This window comes from Rhizobium sp. CFBP 8762 (assembly GCF_014841565.1).
Taxonomy (GTDB): Bacteria; Pseudomonadota; Alphaproteobacteria; order Rhizobiales; family Rhizobiaceae; genus CFBP-8762.
Genome location: NZ_JACYUD010000010.1, coordinates 106,657 through 128,297, shown reverse-complemented (window position 1 = coordinate 128,297; position 21,641 = coordinate 106,657). Strand labels below are relative to the sequence as shown.

Here is a 21,641-nt window from a genome sequence, read left to right as displayed (position 1 = left end):
TTTCACGCGAAATGCTTTAAACCTTCGCTATGAGCGAGCAACGCCAAAACGTTTTTACCATTCCGTCCGGCCTGCCCTTTTTGCGGACGTTCGTTTCCCATCTCTGCAGTGGCGATCTGGTGCCGGGCTTGCGGCATGATCCCGGTGATCCGCTGTCGCTGGCGGGCGCAACCATCTTCGTGCCCACCCGACGCGCGGCCCGCGTGCTGCGCTCCGAACTTGTGGATTGCCTTGGGGGTCGTTCGGCAATTCTCCCCATTATCCGGGCGCTGGGCGAGACCGATGACGACAGCGGGTTTTTCGATGCGGAAACACCGGCCATTCTCGACCTCGTGCCGCCCCTGTCCAACACCGCGCGGTTGATCGAGCTTGGGCGGCTGATTCTGGCGTGGCGCAACCAGTTGCCGAAGGTCATTCTGGATATTCACACCGATAGCCCACTGGTGGCCCCGGCTAGTCCTGCGGACGCCATCTGGCTTGCCCGCAACCTCTCCGAACTCATCGATGCGATGGAAACGGAAGAGCTGGGCTGGGACGCCCTCGACGCGCTGGATGCCAGCGACCATGCCATATGGTGGCAATTGACACTGGAATTCCTGAAAATCGCCAGCACGTTTTGGCCGGAACGACTAACGGAACTCAAGCAATCCTCTCCTGCCCGGCACCGCAATGCCATTCTGGAGGCCGAAGCCGAACGGCTGCTGGCGGGTAAAAGCACCGGGCCGATCATCATTGCAGGGTCCACAGGCTCCATTCCAGCCACCGCGCACCTGATGATTGCCGTGCAATCTCTGCCCAATGGCACCATCGTGCTGCCGGGGCTGGACCAGACCATGAGCGATGACGACTGGACACTGATCGCCGCCGATATGGCTGCAGGAACTGGAAAGCCGGACCAGGCCAGCCGCAGCCACCCGCAATACGGCTTTTTCCGCCTGCTGCGGCGCATGGGGCTGGACCGTCTCAGCATCCCCGCCATTGGCACGGTAGCGCCTGATCTCGCCCACCGAACGGATATTCTGAGTCAGGCTCTGCTGCCGGTCAAAGCCACCAGCAACTGGTCGGCCTTCCGCACGCAAACGCCATCGGACGAAATTCTCTCTGCCTTTCATGATGTGGCCCTGATCGAAGCCCCAAATGAGCGCGAGGAAGCAACGGCCATCGCCATTGCGCTCCGCCTTGGTCTGGATGAAGACGAGAACAGTCAGGCTGCATTGATTACCCCGGACCGTGACCTTGCCCGCCGCGTGGCGAGCGAACTGATGCGCTTCGGCATCGAGGCCGATGATTCGGCCGGTACGCCGCTATCTGCTACCCCACAAGGAACGTTGACGCGCCTGCTGCTGGAAGCCGCCTTGCGCCCCGGTGATCCCGTCGCCATCGTCGCCGTTCTGAAACATCCGCTGGCCCGCTTTGGCTTGCCGCGTGATGTCGCCCGGCAGGCAGCCGATGCACTGGAACTGATTGCGCTGCGCAGCAGCGTTGGAACTTGCGATATTTGCGATCTGGAGCCGCTGCTGACGGGCGCACTTGCGCGCATCAAAACCGAACACAGGCCGCCGGTCTGGCGCACATCGCTGCCTGATACAGCCCCCAGCGAGGCCATGGACCTTGCCCGCCGCATGACCAAAGCCGTGGAACCCCTAACCGGGGCTTTTGTGCGCCATGCCGGCACCGGACGACGCCTGACCATGACGCTGACATTGGCGGAGTGGGCAACGCGCACTGGCGAAGCGCTGGAGGCCATGGCTCAGAATGAAACCGGCGATCTGTCCGCCCTTTGGTCCGGAGAGGCCGGTGAAGCGCTGGCCAATCTGCTGCGCTCCATTATTGAATCCGAAGGCCAGATGGAAGCAGATGGCCCACAGTGGAGCGACATCATGGAATCGCTGACCGCCAGCGAAGCCATCAAGCCACGCTCCATGCGCCATCCCCGCGTGTTCATCTTCGGCGCGCTCGAATCTCGCTTGCAGAGCATGGATCTGGTGGTGATCGGCGGGCTGAACGAAGGCACCTGGCCGGGATCGGCCCGCAACGATCCGTTCCTGTCGCGCACGATGAAAACAACCATGGGACTGGAGCCACCGGAACGGCGCATAGGCCAGCTTGCCCATGATTTTCAGATGGCTTGCGGGACACGAAAGCTTGTTTTTACCCGGTCGCTGCGCAAGGGGTCTGCACCCACCGTGGCGTCGCGCTGGCTACAGCGCCTGTTGGCTGTCGGCGATACAAAGCTGGCTAACCTTTTACGAGACAACGGAACACCATATCTGGAATGGGCGCAAATTCTGGACCATGGCGACAATCAGGATATCGCCGAGCGCCCGGAGCCGAAACCACCGCTGGACCTGCAACCCAAATCCTATTCCTTCAGTGAGGTGGGCAAGTTGCGGCGTGACCCGTATGCGGTGTATGCCAAACGTATTTTGCGGGTGCAGCCGGTTGACCCGTTTAACCGTGACCCCGGTGCTGCCGAACGTGGCTCGCTGTACCACGCGATCATCGAGCAATTCACCAAAGAGATGCCGGATTTTGCCGATGGCAAGGCCGAGGCTGCCATGCAGCGCATCATGACCGAGCTGTTCAACGCTGAAAATCTGCCAGCGCATATCGATGTCGTCTGGCGACCACGCTTTGCGGGCGTTGCCAAATCCTTCCTGAACTGGGAGAAAGAGCGGCGTCCACTGATCAAACACACGTTTGCAGAGCGCCGCGCTTCGCTGGAAATTGGCGTCTCCGGCATCAAGCTGACGGGTATTGCAGACCGTATCGATATTTTGAAGACCGGCGGAGCAGACCTCATCGATTACAAGACGGGGTTAAGCCCCAGCGTGCGCGAGGCGTTTACTTTGCTGGACCCGCAATTGTCGCTGGAGGCAGCGGCACTTCAGGGCGGCGCTTTCGGCAGTGCCGTTGGTATCCATCAACCGCAGGGTCTCGTCTATGTGCGCCTGCGTCCCGGGGAACGGTTTCGGGTTGAAGAGGTCAACAACGATCGCCGAACGGTCAGGGCAAACACCGACGTGAAATCGGCCGCCCAACTGGGTGCGGATTCGCTCAATGAGTTGACCAAGCTTCTGGCACTGCTGACGACCGGGAAGCGGGGCTTTGTCTCTCGTCTTATCGTGCAGAAAGAGCGTGACTACGGCAATGAATACGACCATCTGGCCCGTGTAGCCGAGTGGGCGACGGCCGAGACCGAGGACGATGGCGATGACGGATGATCTGATCCCCGGCGATGCATCGCCGCACACCCTTAAAAACAGCGGCGCATCGCCGCATACACTCAATAACGGCGGTTCACCACCAGATTTTCCGGCAGGCGACTCTCCCGAAGCCTGGCTGGACTGGACCTCGCGCAAACAGGCGCTGGCGTCTGATCCCATGCGTTCCGCATGGGTATCTGCCAATGCGGGCTCCGGCAAAACCCATGTGCTGACGCAGCGCGTTATCCGGCTGCTGCTGGCCGGTTGCCGCCCCTCCTCCATCCTTTGCCTGACCTATACCAAGGCCGCCGCATCGGAAATGTCCAACCGGGTGTTTGAGCGGCTTTCAGCTTGGGCCACGCTCCCGGACGACGCATTGAAAGCCCGCATCACCGAGATCGAAGGCAAAGCACCGAGCCGCGAAACCCTGAACGAGGCCCGCCGCCTGTTTGCCCGTGCGCTGGAAACACCCGGTGGACTGAAAATCCAGACCATTCACGCTTTTTGTGAGGCTTTGCTGCACCAGTTTCCGCTGGAAGCCAATGTGGCCGGTCATTTCTCCGTTCTGGATGATCGTGCGTCGGCTACGCTTTTGACCGACGCCCGTCGTGCATTGCTGACAGCCACAACCAGCGAAGGCGACACATCGCTGGCCGAGGCTTTTGCTACCGTGCTGGAGCGAGCCGATGATACCGGACTGGAGCGACTGCTGACGCAGATCATCGCCAGCCGAACGGCCGTCAGCGCCTTTCTGGCAGCAGCCGATGCCCATGGTGGCATTGAGCAGACATTGCGCACAGCACTGAACCTGCCGCCACACGAGACCGAACAAAGCCTGACTGCCGCCTTCTGGCCGCTTCCCGGGCTTCAAGGCTCGGTACTGACACAATATCTGGACCTGGCGACCGCCCAAGGCGGCGCAAAGGTTCAGGATTTCGCCTATGGGCTGAAAACAATCATCGCTATGGATGATGCCGAAACGCGTCGCGATGGCCTGCTGGACCTTTTCTTCACCCAAAGCGGAAAGCCCCGCGCCGATGGCGCGTTCTTTGGCAAACCGATGGTCAAAGCCGTCCCCGAGGTGGAGCAGTGGATTACGCTGGCGCGGGACCACGTGACCGCGTGCAATGACCGGCTCAACCTGTTTCGCGTGTTTCAATCGACACTGGCGGCCCTGACGTTGGCCGAACGGTTGAACGATGACTATGAAGACCTGAAGCGCAAGCGCAGCCAGCTAGATTTTGAAGACCTGATCAACCGCACGGCACGGCTGTTGACACGAAGCGGCGTCAGTCCATGGGTCCACTACAAACTGGATCAGGGTATCGATCATATTCTGGTGGATGAGGCGCAGGATACCAGCCCTGTTCAATGGACAGTCATCACCTCACTTGCAGAAGATTTCTTCTCCGGCAAAAGTGCGCGCGAGCAAAATCGCAGCGTGTTTGCTGTCGGCGATGAGAAGCAGTCGATCTACTCCTTTCAAGGCGCACGACCGGAGCGCTTTGCCGAGGAGCGAACCGCGCTCGCACGGCGTATTTCCACCAGCGGCCAGACCTTTAGTCCGGTTAATCTCCGCCTGTCGTTCCGTTCCACGGCGGATGTGCTGACGGCTGTGGACCGCGTTTTTGCAAGCCCAGGCAATGCGCAGGGGTTGAGCGCGGGCGATGAGGTCATTGCCCATGCCTCCAACCGCATCGGCCATGCAGGGGCAGTCGATATCTGGGATGTGATTGCGCCGGATATCCAGCCAGAGGATGACGACTGGACAGCGCCCTTCGACGCAACGCCAGAAAGCGCGCCTGCCAGCATTCTGGCACGGCGCATTGCCGCCGTTCTGGAAAGCTGGATCGGCAAGGAAACCATCATTGAGGACAAAAAGCGCCGGTTGATCCGCCCCGGCGACATTATCGTGCTGGTGCGCAAACGCGATGGCTTCGTCAACGCGCTGACGCGCGCCTTGAAAAAGCGCGGTAATATTCCGGTTGCCGGTGCGGACCGTTTGCTGCTGACAAGCCATATCGCGGTGCAGGATCTGCTGGCATTGGGCCGGTTCGTGCTGCTGCCTCAGGATGATCTTTCCCTGCTGGCCCTGCTCAAAAGCCCACTGTTCAACCTGTCAGAGAGCGACATTTCCATCATTGGTGCAGAACGGTTGGAGACCGAAAGCGCTTGGCAGAGCCTGCAACGGCGCGGTAACGAGCATGACCATTTGCGACACGCCGCTGAGCGATTGAAGGAGTATCGAACGCTGTCGCAAAGTGTTTCCGTCCATGATTTCTTTGCCCGGATTCTGGGTGCGGAAGGGGGGCGCCGCCTGTTCCTTGCCCGGCTTGGAACCGAAGTCAGCGATATCCTGGATGAGTTCCTGACCTTCGCGCTGGATCATGAACAGAACGGCCTGCCGGGTCTGCAAGCCTTTGTCGCTGCACTGGAAATGGAGGCACCGACCGTCAAGCGCGAGCAGGACAAGGAACGCAACGAAATCCGGATCATGACCGTGCATGCCGCCAAAGGGCTGGAAGCACCCATCGTCTTTCTGGTGGACGGCGGCTCGAAGGCCTTTCATTCCCAGCATATGCCAAGTCTCAGGCTCATCGAAACTGCGGCCAGTGCCGCACTCAACACGCCCCTGCCCGTGTGGCTACCACCGGGCAGTGCGGGCAATGCCTTGATTGCAGCCAGCACCGCACAGATGAAGCAATCTGCGGAGGACGAATACCGGCGCTTGCTTTATGTCGGCATGACCCGCGCCGCGGATCGTCTGATTGTTTGCGGCTATTGCGGAAAGCGCGCCAACCCCGGCACATGGCACGAAATGGTGACGCAGGCTTTGTCATCCGATACGGACCATAGTCGGCCCCATACATTCAGTGCGGGCGAACAGGAGTGGCAGGGTTTTCAGTGGCGTGTTCAGGGGCCGGATCGCCCCATTGAGGCAGCCCCATCTGCTCAACAGCGCGCGGGCGGACCCGCAACGCTGCCGGACGACCTTTTAAAACCCCTGCCCCAGCCCCGGCGCCTGCCGCGGCCTCTCAGCCCATCCGGCGCGGGTGCCATTATCGATGACGGCGCGGATGATCTGGCCGTTGGTTCCGCGCTCTTCACGTCCAAGGAAGGCCCCACGAATTACATGCTTCGTGGCGCCATTCTTCATCGGTTTTTTCAGGTGCTGCCGACGTTTGCGCCCGCAGAGCGAATGGCCGCCGCCGAGCGATACATTGAGCGCGCTGCGCCGCGCTGGCTGGAGGAAGAACGTTTCGAGGTGATTGATTCTGTGCTTAGCGTCATCGACCATGAGCAGCTTGTACCGCTGTTTGCGCCGGGCAGCCGTGCGGAAGTCTCCGTGATGGGGACGGTAAAACTGGGCCGACAGGATTTCGCTGTTTCCGGGCGTATCGATCGGCTGTCCGTTGTCGGCGATACCGTGTATCTGGCAGACTTCAAGACCAGCCGAGATGTTCCAAAATCGCTGCAAGCCATTGATTTTGCATACAAGGCGCAGATGGCGATCTATCACGCGCTGCTGCAACCGCTTTATCCGAACCACCGTTTTGAGTGCCTGCTGATCTATACGCAGGGGCCCAAAATCTGGCCTGTGCCGCAAACGGTCCTGTCAGAGACGCTTGCCGCGCTCTCGACAAAGTGAGATATCAAAAGCGATAAAAGATTGAAAAACCCGGGCTAAGATATCATGTGAGAGCCAACAGGTTTTCCAACCATTCAGTTAAGGAGCCCCCAATGGCCACTGTAAAAGTCGATAATGCCAACTTCCAGTCCGAAGTTCTGAACTCCGCCGAACCCGTTGTGGTCGATTTCTGGGCGGAATGGTGCGGCCCGTGCAAAATGATCGGCCCAAGCCTTGAGGAAATCTCCGTGGAGATGGCGGGCAAGGTCAAGATTGCCAAGGTCAACATCGACGAGAACCCTGAGATCGCTGCCCAGTACGGCGTTCGCTCTATTCCAACACTGGCTGTGTTCAAGGCGGGCGAGGTAGCCGATATCAAGGTGGGTGCATTGCCGAAGACGGCCCTGTCCTCATGGATTTCGACTGCTTCTGCTTGAAGCATTGTCAGTAAAAGTACGTAGCGGTGTTACGCCGAGAAAATGCGTCACTCAAAGATACTCAAAGCCCGGCCAGACCGGGCTTTTTTCTTATCCGCTGAATCTTTTCAGTTGATTCCAACCGGGTTCACCAGTCTTATCCCATAAGCTTTCGCTTTAAGATGACTGGCTGCCGGAGGAATGCGCGCTTGGATTTGTTTCATGGACTGTCTGCCTTTTCCCTAACACCTACAGACGCTGATGGCATTGTCCAGACACAAGCACTGTCAGCTCTCATCGACCACATCAAAACGGCGGATGTTCAGTCCATCGGTTTGCTGGGCAGCACGGGTGGATATGCCTATCTGACACGGGAGGAGCGACAGCGGACCATTCACGCCGCCGTGGAATGCCTGAACGGGACAATACCCTTGATCGTCGGCGTCAGCGCGCTGCGCACGGACGAAGCTCAGGCTCTTGCCCGAGACGCTCAGGCACTTGGAGCCAGTGGCCTCCTGCTTTCGCCCATGTCCTACACGCCGCTAACGGATGAAGAAGTGTTTCAACACTTCAAGGCCGTCGCGCAAGCGACGGATTTGCCACTGTGTATTTATAATAATCCAGGCACGACCAAATTCACGTTCGACGTTACGCTGATCCAGCGTCTGGCCAACGTGGCAAATATCGTGGCGATCAAAATGCCATTGCCAGCCGATGGAGGTTTTACCGATGAAATCGCGCGGCTGCGCGAGGTCACTCCTTCTGGATTTGCGATTGGCTACAGCGGAGACTGGGGCGCAGCTGATTCGCTGCTGGCGGGGTGTGATGCCTGGTACAGTGTGATAGCCGGACTTCTGCCGGTACCAGCTTTGAAACTCACCCAGGCTGCAGCCACGCAGAACCTTGAGAAAGCCAGGGAAATCGACCAGTCCTTTGCCCCGCTGTGGTCGTTGTTCAAAGAGTTCGGCAGCTTTCGCGTTATGTACGTCATTGCCGATCTCTTAGGTCTATGCTCAATAGAACCCCCTCGCCCCATCCTGCCCTTGACAGAACCTGCCCGTGATCGCGTCAGACAGGCACTTCTCCATATTGAAGTCTTGCAATGACATCCTCAAACCGCCAAACCAACATTATTGTCCATGTCGAAATAGCTGTGGTTGATATTCACCGTGCCATGAATTTTTACCGGGATGTTCTGGATATTACTTTCAAGGGCACGACTGAGATTCACGGGAATACCATGGCATTTTTCCCGTTTGAGGAGGGAAAAGATGGTGCGAGCGGAGCCCTTGCTCAGGGCGAGGTCTATGTGCCCAGCCTCAACGGCGCCATCGTCTATTTCGGTGTTCATGATCTGGATGCAGTGCTTGCAAAAGCGCAGGCACTGGGGAGCAAGGTCTTGTTTCCAAAAACGGCGGTCGGAGAGAACCACTTTGTCGCCGAGATTACAGACAGCGAGGGAAATCGCATAGCATTGCAGACGTGATCGAAAAATCGCTTGCGAATCACATAAGTATCCGCTTATGTCATTTCTATGAATGAGAATGAAATATTCAGAGCGCTTGCAGACCCGACCCGCCGTGCCATTTTTGAAAAGCTTGGCGTGTGTCGGATGAATGCCAGCACCTTGCGAGAGGGGATGGAGATCAGTCAGCCGGCTATGTCTCAGCACCTGTCTGTCCTGCGCAATGCCAATTTGGTGCGGGAAGCCCGAGACGGGCGGTTTGTAAACTACGAGATTAACCCGGATGGATTGGCCGTCATTGCGCAGTGGCTAGCGAAGTACCGCGCCTTTTGGCCGGAGCGGATTGATAGCCTCAAGACCCTGTTGAGGGATATGGATCAATGACTGTCATTATACAAAGCCTTGTTTTCGACTATGATCTGGATGAGCCACCAGCAAAGGTTTGGCGGGCAATCAGCATTCCGGAGTTTCGCAAGGTTTGGCTACCGGAAGAAGCAGAGCCCGTATTCAGCTGTACGGAACAAGAAGTCCGATACAAAATGCGCGACAGCGAGCCGCCGTATCTTGAAAGCAACGTGACGTTCCACTTGTCTCCGAATTCAACTGGTGGAACACATTTGCGGGTCATCCATAAACTGACAGACGCGGCGACACGTCCTATGCCAAGCGCCTCAAACATCAACACGCCATCCCTGTTGGCGGCGTAGTCCCTTATTAACCCTATTTTTCAAGACAGGAGTTCGCCTCATGCGCGAAGCGATGCAACTCGTCCCTATGGTTGTTGAACACTCCAGCAGAGGAGAACGGTCCTTTGATATTTACTCCCGGCTTCTGCGCGAACGCATTATTTTTCTGAATGGTGAGGTCAATGACACCATCTCAGCGCTGATCTGCGCGCAGCTGCTGTTCCTCGAGTCCGAAAATCCCAAGAAGCCCATTAGTCTTTACATTAATTCGCCCGGTGGCGTCGTCAGTAGTGGCTTGGCCATGTACGATACGATGCGTTTTATTCAGGCGCCGGTCCACACGCTGTGCATGGGAACCGCACGCTCCATGGGCTCATTTTTATTAATGGCCGGGGAGCCGGGTCATCGCTTCATCCTTCCGAATGCCAGCGTCCTCGTCCATCAGCCGTCCGGCGGCTTTCAGGGGCAAGCGTCGGATATTTTTATTCATGCCGAAGAAATTCAACGGACCAAACAGCGCATGACGCGACTTTACGCACAGCATTGCAGCCGTAGCTATGAGGAGGTGGAACGTGCACTGGATCGTGACCGGTTCATGACAGCAGAAGAAGCGCTGGAATGGGGTCTGGTTGATCGAATTCTTCAAGCGCGGGAGCTTAACGCAATTGGCAACCACTGACTATCGCGGTGGCGTGCCGTTATCAGACAGGACGTCGCCGACCAGATAGAGCGAGCCGCCGATGAGGATACGCGGCGGGATACGGTCGCCGATTGTCATATCTTTAATGCGTCCCAAAGCTTCTGCCACGTCAGCCACAGGCTCTGCGGCAAGATTCTCTTCCAAGGCTATGCCTGCGAGCAGAACGGGATCAATGCCCGCATCGGACCCGCGAATGGGTACGGTGAACACGTGCCCGGCAAGATCCCCGAACGCCTGAAAATAGCCGGATGGGTCCTTGGTGTTGATCATACCGATGATCAGATACAAAGGCCGCTGCTGGCGGTCTTCGAGATTGGCCATGGCTTCGGCGATGACCTTTCCTGCACCGGGATTGTGCCCACCATCCACCCAGATTTCCGCACCTTTTGGGGCGATTTCGGCAAGATTGCCTTCCGTCAGCCGTTGCAACCGGCCCGGCCACTCGACGTGAGACACGCCGTGCTGGATGGCACTGTCATCCACGGTAAAACCGGCGGCCTTGATAGCGCGGATGGCAGCGGCGGCGTTGGCATATTGATGGCGGCCGGGAAGGCGCGGGAGAGGCAAATCCATCAGGCCGAATTCGTCTTGATAAATCAGGCGGCCAAATTCTTCATGGGCCATAAAATCCTGTCCGTAGACAGCCATGGGGCAACGCAGGCGCTCGGCGATATCCACCAGCGTATCGCGCGCGGCAGCCTCCTCCTGCGCACCGATGACCACGGCACAGCCACGCTTCATGATGCCTGCCTTTTCCGCTGCAATCAGTTCCACCTTGTCACCGAGGTAGGATTGGTGATCAAGCGATATGGGCATGATCAGCGAAACGGCTGGTTTGGTGATCACGTTGGTAGCATCAAACCGGCCACCTAGTCCGACCTCGATAATAGCGGCATCGGCTGGATGCTCTGCAAACAGCAAAAACGTGACAGCGGTCAGTATTTCAAAAACCGTGATGGTCTGCCCGTCATTGGCATTGGCGACACGCCGCACTGCATCCGCCAGAACGGCATCACCGACAAGTTCGCCGCGCCCCCCTTTGACGCCCAGTCGATAGCGCTCATGCCAGTTGACGAGATGCGGCGAGGTATGAACGTGAACGCTGAAGCCCGCTGCCTCCAGAATGGCGCGGGAAAAGGCCGTTGCCGACCCCTTTCCATTTGTTCCGGCCACATGGATGATGGGCGGCAGGCGGTCCTGCGGATTGCCAAGCCGCTCCAGCAGGCGCGTAATACGCTCCAGCGATAGATCGAACCCTCTGGGGTGAAGCGCCAGAAGCTTATCGATTTCAAGGCTTGCTTCGCTCGATCCCGCTGGCATCATGGGCATTGCTCAGGCTGGCTCAGCGACGGGTGCGTCATGCTCAACGGCGAGCATGGGTGCTGGTGGTTCCTTCATCAGAATTTTCAGCACACGGGCGAGCGTTGGCGCGATATCATGGCGCTTGACCACCATATCCACCATGCCGTGCTCCATGAGATATTCCGATGTCTGGAAACCTTCAGGTAGTTTTTCACGAATGGTTTGCTCGATGACGCGTTTACCGGCAAAGCAGATTTCCGCACCGGGCTCGGCCAGATGAAGATCGCCCAACATGGCGTAGGAGGCGGTCACACCGCCGGTGGTGGGATTGGTCAGCACCACGATGTAGGGAAGGCCAGCTTCTTTCAACATTTCCACAGCGACGGTTGTGCGCGGAAGCTGCATTAGAGACAAAATGCCTTCCTGCATGCGTGCGCCGCCGGAAGCGGGAAACATAACCAGCGGGCAACGCTCTGCAATGGCGCGCTCGAACGCCTTGATGATCGCCTCACCGGCAGCAATGCCGAGAGAGCCGCCCATGAACGCAAATTCATGGATTACCGCAACCAGCTTGACGCCCTGCACGTGGCCAACGCCGGCAACAATGGTGTCTTCCAGCTCGGTCTTGGCGCGGCTGTCGCGCAGACGATCGGCATATTTCTTGGAATCACGGAACTTCAACGGGTCCTGAGCCACCTTCGGCTGGGACAGCGCTTCGTATACGCCGCCATCAAACAAATCGCGAATGCGGGCCTTGGCAGGCATCTTCATGTGATAGCCGGACGCCGGAATAACCCATTTGTTGTTTTCCAGATCGCTGTGAAAGACCATTTCACCGGTCTCAGGGCATTTGATCCAGAGGTTTTCCGGAACTTCCCTGCGGCCCAGCATCGAATTGATCTTTGGGCGAACGTAGTTTGTGATCCAGTTCAAAGCAGAACTCCTGAACGTTAACTCTTTTAAAGCGCGCTTTTAAGCGGTTTATTCGGCAGCAACAAGGCGGCAGGCACGTACACCGGCTGCCAAACTGCGCACCAGTGTTTCCACACCCGGCACCGTGGCATCGGTTGCTTGGCCGTCTGCCGTCAGACTGGCAGCGATCTGGCTGACAATGGCCGAACCCACCACCACGCCATCCGCCGACGCGCCGATGGCACGGGCGTGATCGGCGGTTTTGACCCCGAAGCCCACACAAACCGGCAGGTCGGTATGCGCTTTGATGCGTTGCACCGCACTGCCAATCAACGAGGGGTCTGGCAAGGCGGAGCCGGTAATACCGTTCATCGACACGTAATAGACAAAGCCGGAGGTATTTCTCAACACGGTCGGCAGTCGCTTTCCGTCGGTCGTTGGCGTTGCCAAGCGAATGAAGCTGATGCCGCTATCGAGCGCCGGAATGCACAGTTCGTCATCCATTTCCGGCGGCAGATCCACGACCAGAAGGCCATCGATACCCGCTGCCAGCGCATCTTCCAGAAAGCGGTCCACGCCGTAAATGTAGATCGGGTTGTAGTAGCCCATCAACACGATTGGCGTTGCATTGTCCGTTTCGCGGAAACGACGCACCAGTTCCAGCGTCTTCGCCAATGTCTGGCCGTTTTTGAGTGAGCGTTGACCAGCCATCTGGATGGCGGGGCCATCGGCCATGGGGTCTGAGAACGGCATACCAAGCTCGATCACATCGGAACCCGCTTCTGGCAGTGCTTTCATGATGGCCAGCGATGTCTCGAAATCCGGGTCGCCCCCCATGAAATAGGTGACGAGCGCCGGACGGCCTTCGCGGGCAAGATCGGCAAACCGTGTGTCCATACGTGCGGTCATGTCAGAGCCCCATCCCTAAAATTTTGCCGACAGTGAAAATGTCCTTGTCCCCGCGACCACAAAGATTCATCAGAATGATCTGATCCTTGTCCATCTTGGGCGCGCGCTTGATGACTTCCGCCAGCGCATGGCTTGGCTCAAGGGCAGGAATGATGCCCTCCAGGCGTGTCAAAGTCTGGAAAGCGTCCAGCGCTTCCGTGTCCATGACAGGCACATATTCCACACGGCCCATGTCTTTCAGCCAGGAATGCTCCGGCCCGATGCCGGGGTAATCGAGACCAGCGGAAATGGAATGGCCTTCAACAATCTGTCCATCCCGGTCCTGCAAGAGATAGGTACGGTTGCCATGCAGAACGCCGGGGCTGCCAAGGGTGAGCGACGCGCAATGCTCTTCGCCTTCCAGCCCCTTTCCGCCTGCTTCCACGCCGATAATGCGAACACTATCGTCATCCAGAAATGGGTGGAACAGGCCAATAGCATTGGAACCACCGCCAACAGCGGCCACAAGCATATCCGGCAGACGGCCTTCGGCGGCAAGCATCTGCTCGCGCGCTTCCGTGCCGATGACGGACTGGAAGTCACGCACCATTTCCGGGTACGGATGCGGGCCAGCCGCCGTGCCGATCAGGTAATAGGTGTCATCCACATTGGTGACCCAGTCTCGCAGCGCCTCGTTCATGGCGTCTTTTAGCGTGCCGTGGCCCGCCGTAACCGGCACGACTTCCGCACCCAGAAGCTTCATGCGGAAAACGTTGGGCGATTGGCGCTCCACATCCGTTGCACCCATGTACACCACACAGGGCAGGCCGAAGCGCGCGCAAACCGTGGCCGTTGCCACGCCATGCTGCCCGGCACCGGTTTCGGCAATGATACGGGTCTTGCCCATACGCTTGGCAAGCAGGATCTGCCCAAGACAATTGTTGATCTTGTGAGAGCCTGTGTGGTTCAGTTCATCGCGCTTGAAGTAGATTTTCGCGCCGCCGAGTTCCGCCGTCAGGCGTTCTGCGAAATAGAGCGGGCTTGGCCGCCCGGTATAATGGGTGTTGAGGTGCTGCAACTCGGCCTGAAACGTGGGATCGGTTTTGGCTTCCGTCCATTTTTCCTGCAGGTCGAGGATCAAAGGCATCAGCGTTTCGGCCACAAAGCGACCGCCAAATATGCCGAAACGACCATCTTCGTCCGGTCCTGCCCGGAATGAATTCAGCTTTGGCTTCTCGTTCATGGTTTCGCTCCTGCACCCGTCTTGGCAATCTCACTCACGCGAACCGCCTGAAAAAATTCATCCATCAGCCCAAGGTCTTTCACCCCCGGCTGACTTTCCACACCCGATGACACATCCAGTGCGCGCGCGCCCGAAACAGTCAACGCTTCGTCAATATTACCAGCGTTCAAACCGCCTGACAGCATATACTCGATATCGCTATCCAGACCGGCGAGCAGCCGCCAATCGAAGGAAACACCGTTGCCGCCCGGAAGATCAGAGCCCTTCGGCGGCTTGGCATCAAACAGAAATGTATCGGCAATGCCCATATAGGCGTCTATCCGCTTCAAATCATCGGCATCGCGAATAGAAAACGCCTTCATGACAGGCAGGCCGTAAACGGCTTTGACGGTCAGCACCTTTTCCGGGCTCTCATCACCGTGCAATTGCAGCACATCCGGTTTCACCGTGTCGACGATTTCATCCAGTTGATCGCTATCGGCATCCACCGTCACAGCGACAATCTTGACGCGCCCGCGCACGGCGTTTGCCAAAACAGCCGCATCGGCAGGCTCGATATGGCGCGGGCTTTTTGGGAAAAAAATAAAGCCGATATGGCTCGCACCGTTGGAAACGGCACGGTCCACGGCTTCCAGCGTTTTCAGCCCGCAAATCTTAATCAGCGTTTTCATGCGATTCGACGTGCCATGATTTGCCGGAGGAGTCGAGCCAAAACCGTTTGTCCCAAGGATCCCTTAGGTAAAATCAATGGCATGAAGCATGGTGCCGTTGCGTTTCAGCCAATGTTTGGCATCCGCCGTTTGCGGACACAGGCGCTCACACAGCGCCCAGAAATCCGGTCCATGGTTCATCTCCTGCAAATGGGCGCACTCATGCGCCGCGAGATAATCTAGAACCTTCGGCGGTGCCATGACAATTCGCCAGGAAAAACTCAGCGCGCCTTCCGTGGTGCAGGAGCCCCAACGGCTGCGCGTATCCTTCATGCTGATTGATTTGACCTTTCGCCCCACCGCTTTTGCGTGGACGGCAACCCTTAGCTCTAGATCACGGCGGGCTTCTTTTTTCAAAAAATCGGAAATGCGGCGGCGTACATGGTCTTCACCGCCACTTACGCGCAAAACTGGCTCTCCATCACCATCCACGGCGGTCCGGGTCAGTCCACGCAACAGACCGGTATGTTCGATGCGATGCGAAACTCCGCGCACAAGAATGGAGCCACCGATTTCGATTGTCGGCTCTCCGGAAAAGCGGGCCAGCTTGGTGGCGAGCCATGGCCTGTGGCGTTCCAGAAACGCATTGACCTCCCGTTCCGGCACGCCGCGTGGCACGGTCAATTTCAACGCGCGGCCACCGGGCTCTATCCGCAGAGTAAGGCGCGTAGCACGTTCATTCTGCCGGATGGTCAAAGGCAGTGTCCGCCCATTAATCTCAAGTGGACGGATGACGGGGGCTTTCGGCTTGGCAGACCGGGCGCGCGGTTTGAAGAAGGACATCATCGCTCGTTTAAAACGGACCGAGAGGCTTTTTGTCAAAGAAAAACCGGCGCCTTTGAAAGACGCCGGTTCGAATGTCTGCTCAATGAACCTTATACGGACAGGTCGGAGTTGCCTGCGCGGCGATCACGCATGAAACGCTCGAATTCTTCCTGATCCTTGGCACGGCGCAGTTCGCGGACGTAGGTTTCGAACTCCTCGCGCATGGAGTTGAGCTTCTGGCGCTCTTCATCCAGACGTGCGAGTTCTGCCTCACGCCAATCGTCGAACGCAACATTGCCGGTATCGGCTGTGCGGGCGCTGAACCCACGGCGTTTGAAGCTTCCAAACAGGCCGTCAAAGGCGCTGTTGGCGCTGGTTTTGAAACCACGCAGGCGGTCGCCGTAGATAATGTATGCCAGCATGGCGAGGCCAAGCGGCCAGTAGAGTGCGAATCCCACCACCATCATGCCAATGGTGGCTGGTGTCCATTCGGGGCGGATAAGGGCTTGTCGGTTCATGACGGTCCTCACATTAAAAGGGGATCAAAGGCGCAGCACTTGCCAATATTGCCGCATCGACAAGTGCTGCGGCCATGTGGCGGTACCGCTCACATGAAACCGATGTGGGGATGGTGGTGTTCTACGTCAAGTATTAGCGAACACGATAGAGCGCATCCGCTTCCAGCACGCCTTTTTTCAGAATGAGGCAGCCGTAAAGCCGAAATTCCGTTGTCGCGACAATATAAGCAGCCGTCTTTGCCTTTTCGTAAAACGCAAAGCGCTCCAGTGTTTCCACCTTGAAGTCGCCAGCGAGTTCAGTGACCAAAGTCTGAAACTCGGCGCAGACGTCCGGCACCGCATCGGGGTCGCCGACCACTTCCATCCGCCATGCTGATTGATCCACGAATGTATCCAGCGGCATATGGGCCAGAATAGCCTCGGCAATATCCGTTGCCGTCATTCCATCGGCGCGAATCACTTCCGGACCCAAGGTGCTTGCCGGAAAATTGGCATCGCCAATGACGATTTCATCGCCGTGTCCCATGGTCCGCAAAGCGTAGAGCAGATCAGGACCCAGCGATGGATGGATGTTTTTCAGCATATTTCAAAGATCCAGTTAGATATCGAGGTTGGCAACGCTCAACGCGTTTTCCTGAATGAAGTCACGGCGTGGCTCTACCTCGTCGCCCATCAGGCGGGAGAACAGGCCATCGGCATCAGTGGCGTCGTTAACGCGGACCTGCAAAAGCGAGCGGACGTTTGGATCAAGCGTCGTTTCCCACAGCTGTTCGGCGTTCATTTCGCCGAGACCCTTGTAGCGCTGCATTGACAGACCCTTGCGGCCACTGGCGAAGATTGCATCCAGAAGCGCGCGCGGACCGCTGATTTCCATTGCGCCTTCCTTGCGGTGAAGCACAGGCGGCGTCCCGTAGATTTCTTTCAGTTTCGGCGTCAACTGATCAAGATGCCTTGCATCCGACGAGCCGATCAACTGCATGTCCAGATGGGCCGCTTCTTTCACGCCACGGACCATGCGCTCCAGAATCAAGCCGCCGTCGCCGGCAACCGTGCCGCTCCAGCCGCGCTCGGTTTCCTCGGCAATCAGGTCAAGACGGTGCGCAACTTCTGTTGCCGTGCTTTCCGCATTGGCCACATTGGTGGTGAGTTCCGTATTGAGCGCGCCGGCAATGGTCGCCTGCTCGACGATGGAACGGCTGTAGCGAGAGTGCAGATTGTCCAGCAAGGACCGCACCCGCAACGCATCGGCAATCACTTCGCGCAGATCCTGACCAGCGCGCACCTCGCCGCTGCCCAGCTGCAACCGCGCTTCCTCAATGCCCATAGAAATCAGGTAGTCTTCCAGCGCTTTCTCGTCCTTCAAATACTGAACAGACTTGCCCCGGGCGACCTTATAGAGCGGCGGCTGGGCGATATAGAGGTGGCCGCGCTCGATAAGGGCGGGCATCTGGCGGAAGAAGAAGGTCAGCAGCAGTGTGCGAATATGTGCTCCGTCCACGTCAGCATCGGTCATGATGATGATCTTGTGGTAGCGCAGCTTATCTGCGTTGAACTCGTCCTTGCCGATGCTGGTGCCAAGCGCGGTAATCAGCGTGCCGATTTCCTGACTGGACAGCATCTTGTCAAAACGCGCTCGCTCCACGTTCAAAATCTTACCGCGCAGCGGCAAAATCGCTTGATTATCACGCGAACGGCCCTGTTTGGCGGAACCACCGGCAGAATCCCCTTCCACAAGGAAGAGTTCAGACTTGGCCGGATCCCGCTCAGAGCAGTCGGCAAGCTTGCCGGGCAGCGAGGAAATATCCAGCGCGCCCTTGCGCCGTGTCAGTTCACGCGCCTTGCGCGCAGCTTCGCGGGCGGCAGCAGCTTCCACCACCTTACCGATCAGGATTTTCGCGTCACCGGGATGTTCTTCCAGCCACGTGCTGAGCGCTTCGTTGACGAGACTTTCCACAACCGGGCGGACTTCGGAGGAAACGAGCTTGTCCTTCGTCTGCGACGAGAATTTCGGGTCTGGCACTTTCACCGACAGCACGGCGGTCAGGCCTTCGCGGCAATCATCGCCCGTCAGCGTCACCTTTTCCTTTTTCGTGATGCCGGAGCTGTCACCATAGGACACGATCTGGCGCGTCAGCGCACCACGGAAGCCCGCCATATGCGTACCGCCATCGCGCTGGGGAATGTTGTTGGTAAAACACAGCACATTTTCATGGTAGCTGTCGTTCCACCACATGGACACTTCAACGGTAATGCCGTCCTTTTCGCCCCGGATGAACACTGGCTTGCTGACCAGCGGCTTTTTCGCGCGGTCGAGATACTCAACGAAGGCTTCCAGACCGCCTTCATACATCAGTTCTTGTTCGCGAATATCCGAATGACGCTTGTCCGTCAGCAGAATGCGGACACCGGAGTTGAGGAATGCCAGTTCCCGCAAACGATGCTCCAACGTACCGTAATCGAAATCGATCATGGTGAAGGTTTCAGTGCTGGGCAGGAAGGTCACTTCCGTTCCTGTTTCGCCATTGGAATCACCAATGACTTTCAGCGGTGCATCCGCAACGCCGTGGGTAAAGCTGATCTCGTGAACCTTGCCCTGCCGCTTGATCTTCAGCTTGAGCATGACCGAAAGCGCGTTGACCACAGATACGCCCACGCCATGCAGACCGCCGGAAACCTTGTAGGAGTTCTGGTCGAACTTACCGCCCGCATGAAGCTGGGTCATGATGACTTCGGCAGCCGAAATCCCCTCCCCCGTGTGGATATCGGTCGGAATACCACGACCGTTATCGGTGACCGTGACTGAACCATCCGCGTTCAGCGTCACCGTAACCAGGTCGGCGTAACCACCCAGCGCTTCATCGATGGCGTTGTCCACCACTTCGTAGACCATGTGATGGAGACCAGAGCCGTCATCCGTATCGCCGATATACATGCCCGGCCGCTTGCGCACAGCATCGAGGCCCTTGAGGACCTTGATCGAGTCCGCGCCATATTCGGCGTTTGCGCCGGTTTCGGTCTCAGGTGTATCGGTCATTCAGTTCTTTCCAGAATTATCAACAGTCAGCGCCAACGCGAATCAGCAAGTTCCAAGTGTTTCTGTTATAAAGCCTTGCCGTTCAGTTCCCAAACTCCATGACCGCCAAACCGGCAGAATTCGGGGGATCAAGGGCCTGTATTATCAGCTATCTCAGCTTTTTCCAAAACTTCTTGCAGGGCACGCAGCGTGGAAGGTTTCAGTGTGCGAATCTTCACCGCGATGGTGTTAGCAAAGGCCGTATATTCGGGCTGCAAACCGGCGGTGTCGATCACCACACGCGGGTGCGACAGGGCCGCTGTTTCAAACAGCGCATCCACCTCATCCCAGATAATGTTGAAATAGCCCGCCACGCGTTGCAGAAAATCAAAGCTCGGCCTGCCGCGCCGCCCGTGCTCCAAGGCAGAAAGATACGCAGGCGACACGCCGATTGCCAACGCCATCTGTTTTTGCGTCACGCCCTTCTTGGCCCGCAGTGCCTGAATGGCCACGCCGAACGGCGTCATAGTTCTGGTCCCCGGCTGCGTTCCAGCCGCACATAGAGCGCACCGTCCCCACCATGGTTGCGCGCCGCAGGCTCATAGGACGAAATTAACGGGCGAAATTCTGGCAAGGAAAACCAGAGGGGCACAGCCCGCTTCAGTGCGCCATCGCTGCCCAGAGACGTGCCCTTGCCGGTAATGACAAGCACATGGCGGAGGCCACGCTGATGTGCACTCATGACAAAATGCAGAAGCAGGCCGTGGGCCTCGCTCTGGATCATGCCATGCAGATCAATCCGCGCTTCCAGTGCCAGATGGCCCTTGGAGAGTTTACGTTTAACGGGCCGCTCCAGCGGATGATGAATTTTTGGCTTGGCTGGCGCCGTCAGGACTATCTCGGCGGATTTCTGTTCTGGCGCTGGCTTGGCGGGACGTGTGGTCAGCATTTCAGTGGCCTGCTGAAAGAGCATTTCCAACTCGTCCAGTTCCGCCTTGCGCCCCGGCATAGCGCGGGTTGTGCGGGCCACCTTGCCCCAGAGAATGCGCTCGTCGTCTGTGAGAAAACGGTCCTTAGTCATGCCGGTATCTCGCTGCTGCTGCATTCGGAATCAGCACGTAAAAATCCGCAGCGTTGCGAACACCGCTGGCAAGCGCGCCCGCTGCATCCCCGGACCCGGTAAAAATATCGCCACGGGCAGGCCCCAAAATAGCGCTGCCGGTATCGAGCGCCAGCATCAAGCGCTGAAACGGGCCGTCATCCATATGGGTCAGGCTCTCACTGCTGACGAAAAACGGCAGGCCGAAGGTATGAATCGACTTATCGACCGCCAGCGAGCGTCCGGCCACCAGTGGCACTTTGGCAGCAGCAATCGGTCCCAGATCACTGTCATCGACCGGTGCCTCGCGAAAAAAGATGAACGAGCGATTGCGCCACAACACCTCGTCCATGCATTCAGCATTTTCGGCGAGCCATGACCGGATGGAATTCATGGAAATATCGGCGGCAGCAATCTCGCCCCGTTCGATCAACAGCTTGCCGATAGGCGTGAACGGATGGCCGCTTTTGGCAGCGTAGGTTATGCGTCCGATGGTTCCATCCGGGTAGCGCAGCCGCGCTGCTCCCTGAACATGCGTAAAAAACACATCCGCTTTGGAGCGTGCAAATGCAATTTCGAGACCTTGGCCTTCCAGAAATCCCAATTCTATGGACTGACGGTCGGCGTAAGGAACGATGCCGCTGGCGATCTTCTGCCCGAAAGCGTAGCTCGCATCCCATCCATCAGGGCGATTGCTGTTGTCCACATCCACGAGATCGACAGGCCGCCGGTAGAACGGATGGGCGAACTCTGATGTTCTGTTCGCACTGACGTCGACTTCCGGTTCATAGAACGCTGTCACAAATCCGGAGCCACTGTCTGGTATGATTTGAAACGGTTGGAACTCCGTTTCAAAAAACTCGCGCGCTTGTGCTGCGTTACGGGGGTGTACATGGGTGGCAGCGTTCAGGGCAGTGAGGAGTTCACCCGCAGTGATGCCGAGGGAACCGGTTTTATACGGCTTGACCTTCAGGACGTGGCGACGACAGCGCTCCAGGGCAGCAAACAGCGGCGTCGGATCATCGCTTTGCCATCCCGGAAGGGCCGCGTAAGGGACGTGCTGAAGCCGATAATCCATCACCGCCCCGTC

General features: G+C 57.8%; 20 protein-coding genes. 8 read left to right on the top strand and 12 right to left on the bottom strand.

The window, feature by feature from the left end; genetic code table 11:
- The first annotated feature begins 29 nt into the window (after nucleotides 1-29).
- From addB to IFT84_RS19890, 8 genes are all read left to right on the top strand, one after another.
- Nucleotides 30-3,224, top strand: a complete 3,195-nt coding sequence (gene addB, locus IFT84_RS19925; protein WP_192122368.1) for a double-strand break repair protein AddB — start codon at nucleotides 30-32, stop codon at nucleotides 3,222-3,224.
- Nucleotides 3,214-6,855, top strand: a complete 3,642-nt coding sequence (addA, locus tag IFT84_RS19920) for a double-strand break repair helicase AddA (protein ID WP_192122367.1) — start codon at nucleotides 3,214-3,216, stop codon at nucleotides 6,853-6,855. The genes addB and addA overlap by 11 nt, the downstream gene beginning before the upstream one ends.
- Nucleotides 6,856-6,947: 92 nt before the next feature.
- Nucleotides 6,948-7,271 carry a thioredoxin gene (gene trxA, locus IFT84_RS19915; RefSeq protein ID WP_192122366.1) on the top strand — a complete coding sequence of 108 codons (324 nt, stop codon included), beginning with the start codon at nucleotides 6,948-6,950 and terminating at the stop codon, nucleotides 7,269-7,271.
- Nucleotides 7,272-7,459: 188 nt separating this feature from the next.
- Complete coding sequence (locus tag IFT84_RS19910; protein WP_192122365.1) at nucleotides 7,460-8,356, top strand: dihydrodipicolinate synthase family protein; 897 nt, start codon at nucleotides 7,460-7,462, stop codon at nucleotides 8,354-8,356.
- Nucleotides 8,353-8,736 (top strand): VOC family protein, encoded by a 384-nt coding sequence (locus IFT84_RS19905; RefSeq protein ID WP_192122364.1) that lies wholly within the window; start codon nucleotides 8,353-8,355, stop codon nucleotides 8,734-8,736. The genes IFT84_RS19910 and IFT84_RS19905 overlap by 4 nt, the downstream gene beginning before the upstream one ends.
- A gap of 48 nt (nucleotides 8,737-8,784) precedes the next feature.
- Complete coding sequence (locus IFT84_RS19900) at nucleotides 8,785-9,099, top strand: ArsR/SmtB family transcription factor (protein ID WP_192122363.1); 315 nt, start codon at nucleotides 8,785-8,787, stop codon at nucleotides 9,097-9,099.
- A complete protein-coding gene (locus IFT84_RS19895) occupies nucleotides 9,096-9,422 on the top strand; it encodes an SRPBCC family protein (protein WP_192122362.1) in 327 nt (108 codons plus the stop codon). Before IFT84_RS19900 ends, IFT84_RS19895 begins: the two co-directional genes overlap by 4 nt.
- A 40-nt stretch (nucleotides 9,423-9,462) precedes the next feature.
- A complete protein-coding gene (locus tag IFT84_RS19890) occupies nucleotides 9,463-10,080 on the top strand; it encodes an ATP-dependent Clp protease proteolytic subunit (RefSeq protein WP_192122361.1) in 618 nt (205 codons plus the stop codon).
- Here IFT84_RS19890 and IFT84_RS19885 read toward each other — a convergent pair whose 3' ends face one another.
- The 12 genes from IFT84_RS19885 to mltA form a co-directional block, all read right to left on the bottom strand.
- Complete coding sequence (locus tag IFT84_RS19885) at nucleotides 10,081-11,424, bottom strand: bifunctional folylpolyglutamate synthase/dihydrofolate synthase (RefSeq protein WP_192122360.1); 1,344 nt, start codon at nucleotides 11,422-11,424, stop codon at nucleotides 10,081-10,083.
- 9 nt (nucleotides 11,425-11,433) lie between these two features.
- The gene (gene accD, locus IFT84_RS19880) at nucleotides 11,434-12,336 is read right to left on the bottom strand and encodes an acetyl-CoA carboxylase, carboxyltransferase subunit beta (protein WP_192122359.1); all 903 of its coding nucleotides are present in this window, start codon (nucleotides 12,334-12,336) and stop codon (nucleotides 11,434-11,436) included.
- A 48-nt stretch (nucleotides 12,337-12,384) separates the two neighbouring features.
- A complete protein-coding gene (gene trpA, locus IFT84_RS19875; RefSeq protein ID WP_192122358.1) occupies nucleotides 12,385-13,224 on the bottom strand; it encodes a tryptophan synthase subunit alpha in 840 nt (279 codons plus the stop codon).
- Nucleotide 13,225: 1 nt separating this feature from the next.
- Nucleotides 13,226-14,446 (bottom strand): tryptophan synthase subunit beta, encoded by a 1,221-nt coding sequence (gene trpB, locus IFT84_RS19870; protein WP_192122357.1) that lies wholly within the window; start codon nucleotides 14,444-14,446, stop codon nucleotides 13,226-13,228.
- Nucleotides 14,443-15,117 carry a phosphoribosylanthranilate isomerase gene (locus IFT84_RS19865; protein ID WP_192122356.1) on the bottom strand — a complete coding sequence of 225 codons (675 nt, stop codon included), beginning with the start codon at nucleotides 15,115-15,117 and terminating at the stop codon, nucleotides 14,443-14,445. Before IFT84_RS19865 ends, trpB begins: the two co-directional genes overlap by 4 nt.
- 63 nt (nucleotides 15,118-15,180) lie before the next feature.
- Nucleotides 15,181-15,942 carry a M48 family metallopeptidase gene (locus IFT84_RS19860; protein ID WP_192122408.1) on the bottom strand — a complete coding sequence of 254 codons (762 nt, stop codon included), beginning with the start codon at nucleotides 15,940-15,942 and terminating at the stop codon, nucleotides 15,181-15,183.
- Between the two features lie 89 nt (nucleotides 15,943-16,031).
- Nucleotides 16,032-16,439: a DUF2852 domain-containing protein gene (locus IFT84_RS19855; protein ID WP_192122355.1), complete on the bottom strand. Its 408-nt coding sequence runs from the start codon at nucleotides 16,437-16,439 to the stop codon at nucleotides 16,032-16,034.
- A gap of 133 nt (nucleotides 16,440-16,572) precedes the next feature.
- Nucleotides 16,573-17,022 carry an RbsD/FucU family protein gene (locus IFT84_RS19850; RefSeq protein ID WP_192122354.1) on the bottom strand — a complete coding sequence of 150 codons (450 nt, stop codon included), beginning with the start codon at nucleotides 17,020-17,022 and terminating at the stop codon, nucleotides 16,573-16,575.
- A 15-nt stretch (nucleotides 17,023-17,037) separates the two neighbouring features.
- On the bottom strand, nucleotides 17,038-19,473 hold the full coding sequence (gyrB, locus tag IFT84_RS19845) for a DNA topoisomerase (ATP-hydrolyzing) subunit B (protein ID WP_192122353.1): 2,436 nt from the start codon (nucleotides 19,471-19,473) through the stop codon (nucleotides 17,038-17,040).
- 128 nt (nucleotides 19,474-19,601) lie between these two features.
- Complete coding sequence (locus IFT84_RS19840) at nucleotides 19,602-19,979, bottom strand: helix-turn-helix domain-containing protein (RefSeq protein WP_192122352.1); 378 nt, start codon at nucleotides 19,977-19,979, stop codon at nucleotides 19,602-19,604.
- Nucleotides 19,976-20,533 (bottom strand): Smr/MutS family protein, encoded by a 558-nt coding sequence (locus IFT84_RS19835; RefSeq protein WP_192122351.1) that lies wholly within the window; start codon nucleotides 20,531-20,533, stop codon nucleotides 19,976-19,978. Before IFT84_RS19835 ends, IFT84_RS19840 begins: the two co-directional genes overlap by 4 nt.
- The gene (mltA, locus tag IFT84_RS19830; RefSeq protein ID WP_192122350.1) at nucleotides 20,526-21,629 is read right to left on the bottom strand and encodes a murein transglycosylase A; all 1,104 of its coding nucleotides are present in this window, start codon (nucleotides 21,627-21,629) and stop codon (nucleotides 20,526-20,528) included. Before mltA ends, IFT84_RS19835 begins: the two co-directional genes overlap by 8 nt.
- Between the last annotated feature and the right edge of the window lie 12 nt (nucleotides 21,630-21,641).